This window comes from Rhizobacter sp. P3_C12, from assembly GCF_056402735.1.
This window is the reverse complement of sequence record NZ_JBFUGW010000433.1, coordinates 1-3,664: the sequence shown is the minus strand read 5'-3', so window position 1 is coordinate 3,664 and position 3,664 is coordinate 1. Positions and strand designations below refer to the sequence as shown.

General features: G+C 73.6%; 5 protein-coding genes. All 5 read right to left on the bottom strand.

Annotated features, from left to right (window positions below; all coding sequences use genetic code 11):
• A partial coding sequence (locus AC1DXV_RS32660; protein ID WP_477937647.1) for an MMPL family transporter occupies positions 1-1,201 on the bottom strand: 1,201 nt, incomplete at its 3' end.
• On the bottom strand, positions 1,198-1,779 hold the full coding sequence (locus AC1DXV_RS32655) for a LolA family protein (RefSeq protein ID WP_477873710.1): 582 nt from the start codon (positions 1,777-1,779) through the stop codon (positions 1,198-1,200). The genes AC1DXV_RS32660 and AC1DXV_RS32655, both read right to left, overlap by 4 nt.
• Positions 1,776-2,699: a lysophospholipid acyltransferase family protein gene (locus tag AC1DXV_RS32650; RefSeq protein WP_477873711.1), complete on the bottom strand. Its 924-nt coding sequence runs from the start codon at positions 2,697-2,699 to the stop codon at positions 1,776-1,778. The genes AC1DXV_RS32655 and AC1DXV_RS32650 overlap by 4 nt, the downstream gene beginning before the upstream one ends.
• Positions 2,696-3,016 carry an ApeI family dehydratase gene (locus tag AC1DXV_RS32645; RefSeq protein ID WP_477937645.1) on the bottom strand — a complete coding sequence of 107 codons (321 nt, stop codon included), beginning with the start codon at positions 3,014-3,016 and terminating at the stop codon, positions 2,696-2,698. Before AC1DXV_RS32645 ends, AC1DXV_RS32650 begins: the two co-directional genes overlap by 4 nt.
• Positions 3,017-3,040: 24 nt before the next feature.
• Positions 3,041-3,664, bottom strand: a 624-nt coding sequence (locus AC1DXV_RS32640; protein ID WP_477937643.1) for an AMP-binding enzyme, incomplete at its 5' end; no start/stop codon positions are given.

Below are 3,664 nucleotides of genomic sequence, written 5' to 3'. Positions count from 1 at the left end.
GCCCGAGGCCGGGCGCGCCGTCGGGGGCCAGGTCGGTCAGCAGGTAGCGCGTGGTCAGTGCCGCGGCCAGCAGGCCGGCGACCGAGAACACGCCCAGCTGCGCCAGCCCGCCGAAGCCGGAGAACACCAGCGCCGAGAAGCCGGCCAGCGAGGTCAGCAGGCCCCAGCGCACGGTCGGCCAGTTGTGGCGCCGCCAGTGCAGCGCGCCGCTGCCGGTGCCTGGCGTGGTGCGGGCCTGCACCAGGTAGTAGATCGCGTAGTCGACCGCCTCGCCGATCAGCGTGGTGCCGAAGCCGAGCGTCATGCCGTGCACCTGGCCGAAGCCGAGGCTCACTGCCACCGTGCCGGCCAGCACGCCGCTCGCGACCGGCAGCAGCGCGACGCCGAGCGCCTTCAACGAACCGAACGCGAGCAGCAGCAGCGCGAGCACGATCGCGCCGTCCCACAGCGCGAGCCGTTCGACCTCGGCCTTGATCAGCGTGCGCGACTGCACGCCCAGCACGCCGGCGCCGGACAGGTCGAGCGACAGCCCGCGCGCGGCCCAGGGTTCGAAAGCGTTCCGCAGCGCATCGATCGCCCGGGCCTGGCCGTCGAGGTCGGAGCCACCGGCGCGCGTGATCGCCACCAGCAGCGCGCGCGGCTGGCTGCGCGACACCCACACGCCGGCCTCGACGCGCGGCCCGCCCGACGGCAGCAGCGTCTCGGCCAGCCGCGCCATCTCGCCGGTCGGGTCGCGCCACAGCAGCGGCTTGATCCACGCACCGGCCGGCGTGCCGAGCATCGAGGTGGTGTCGGCGATGCCGTCGCGCAGCCCGTCGACGCTGAAGCGCTGCGCATCGACCGCCGGGCTCAGCAGGTAGCGGTGGGCCATCAGCAGCTCGCCGACGGCCTTCGGCGCGCCGAGGTTGTCGCCATTGCTGATGCTGTCGAATTCGCCGCTCGCGCGCAACGCGGTCGCGAGGCCGCGCGAGGCCTCGCCGCGCAGGGCCGCATCGCCGCCGCGCACGCCGACCAGCATCACGCGCGCGGTCACGCCGTGGCGCAGCTGCTCCAGCAGCACGCGCTGCTCGGCACTTGGCGACGACGGCAGGAAGGCCGACAGGTCGGCGACGTAGGTGGCGCGCGCGGCGAGCCAGGCGCCGATCAGCATCAGCGCCAGCCACACCCACACGGCGGGGCGACGCAGCGCCGGGGCGTTCATGGAACGCGGCTCTCGACGATCTTCATCGTCGAGCGGTCACCGCCGGCGAGCTGCACCTGCACCTCGGTCAGCGCTGAGCGCACGCCGCTCACCGTGACGCGCGCGACCTGCTCGCGCAGCAGCGCCTCGCGCGGCACCAGCTCGAGCGTCCACTGCTCGAGGCTGCCGCTGAACTGCGACGTGAAGTGGCGGTCGAGCAGCTCGCGGTTGCCGGTCAGCGTGCCGCGCACGGCTTCCACCAGCACCTGCGCCTCGGGGACGGTGTCGAGCGGCACGCTGCGGCTGCGGCTGCCCTGGCTCATCGTCAGCGTGTTGCCGGCCACGGCGAGGCGCTCGCGGCGCGGCTTCAGCGTCTCGCGCACGAAGGTGTCGGGGGCCGAGAAGCTGAGGCGGCCGGACGATTCGAGCGTGCGCGTCATGTCCTGCAGCGTGACCTGGCGCTGCTCGGTGAACGTGGCCTCGCCGGCTTTGACGCCGGCCAGCAGCTGCAACAGGCTGCCCAGGTCGGCGGGCGCAGCCACGGTGGCGGTGCACGCGAGCGCCAGCATCATCCAGACGAACCTGCGCAGGGGCTTCATGGTTTCCAGAAGTCGTAGAAATTGAACCAGTTCATCGGCTGTTCGCGGCACAGCGCTTCCAGCAGCGCCACGTAGCGGCGCTGCGCGTCGGCAATGGCGGCATCCTGCGCCTCGCGGCCGGGGGGGCGCTCGCTCAGGTCGGCCAGCGGCACGAAGCGCAGCTCGTAGCGGTTGCCGCCCAGGTACAAGCCCGTCATGAAGACGACCGGCCGGCGCAGCAGCGCGGCGAGCCGGAACGGGCCGTCGGAGAACGTGGCCTCGTCGCCGAGGAAGGGCAGGCGGTGGCTGACCGAGCGCGCCGATGCGGCACCGGGCAGGCTGCGGTCGCCGAGCAGGCCGGCGACGCCGCCGTCGTCGAGCCAATTGCGCAACTGCAGCATCGATTCGAGCTGGCCGAGCGCGATGATGTGCAGCGGCGTGTCCGGCGCGATCGCCTTCAGCGTGGCGTTGATCATCCGCGCATTGTCTTCGTACATCACCATCGCGACGCGCAGCCCGGCGCGCGACTGGCCGAGCGCGCGCATCACCTCGAAGCTGCCGAGGTGCGCGCCGATCAGCAGCGCGCCCTGGCCGCGCGCGAGCACCGCATCGAGGTGCTCGGTGCCTGCGATGCGGATGTCGAAGCCGTCGAAGCGCTGCTGCAGCAGGTAGACGCGGTCGAGCACGGTCGACGCGAACGCGTGCAGGTGGCACAGCCGCTCGCCGAACGTGGGCGCGCGGCCGAGCACGCGCCGCAGGTACTGTGCCGAGGCGCGAGGGGCGGCACCGCCGAACCAGAGGAAGTACAGCGCGATCGGGCCGAGCAGCAGCCGCGCGACCGGCCGGCCGAGCCCGACGGCCACGCGCCGCATCAGCGCCAGCGCCCACAGGTTGCTGCGCTCGCGCTGGGCGGTCCAGGGGCTGTCGGCGGGCGTCGTCATCGGGCCGTCGGCGACAGGTCGAAATGCCCGCTCGCGCAGCGCGTCGCCTGTCCGTCGACGACCTGGGCGACCTCGAAGCGCAACCGCGTCGACGCCGCATCGACCGCATCCCATTCGATGCGCAGCTCGGCATCGGGCCCGACAGTCGCGACGAACTTGACGGCGCCGACCTGCAGCGGATCGAGCGCGAGGCTGTGCGCGCGCACCGCCTCGACCACCTCGGCCAGCAGCAGCACGCCGGGCACGATCGGCCGGCCGGGGAAGTGCCCCGCGAAGGCCGGGTGCGTGGCCGGGATGCGAATGGTCGCGACGGGCATGGCGGGGTGCAGCAGGCTCTGGGCCTAGAGGTGCTCGGCCGCGAGCGCGGCCAGGCGCTGCGCCGGCAGCTTGCCGGTGGCGTCGCGCGGTAGCGACGGCAGCAGCACGATGCGCCGCGGCAGCAGCACCGGGTCGAGCCGCAGCCGCAACGCGGCGAGCAGCGCCTCGCGCGTCAGCGTGCCGGTCACGACGAAGGCCACCGGGCGGGCGATGCCCTCGACGCTGTCGGCCGGCGGCAGCCAGAACGCGCCGTCACGCACGCCGTCGATGCTGTTCAGCTGGAAATTGAGGTGCGACAGCGAGCTGCGCTTGCCCGCCACGTTGATCAGGTCGTTGCTGCGGCCGAGCAGCCGGAAGCGCGTCGGCGACAGCACCTCCAGCACGTCGGCGAGCTGCGTCGGCTCGGGCACGTGGCCGCCGCTGACGATGCTCTCGGCGCCGTCGCCGCTCAGCCGCACGCCGTCGTAGGCGAGCCAGTCGGCGCCTTCGGTGGTGCGGCGCGTCGCGACCTGGCCGGCCTCGGTGCAGCCGTAGATCTCGACCAGCGGCGCCTGCCACGCGGCCTCGGCGCGCGCGGCCATCTGCGGCGACAGCGGCGCGGTCGCCGACAGCACCAGGTCGAGCGGCGGCAGCGCGACGCCGGCATC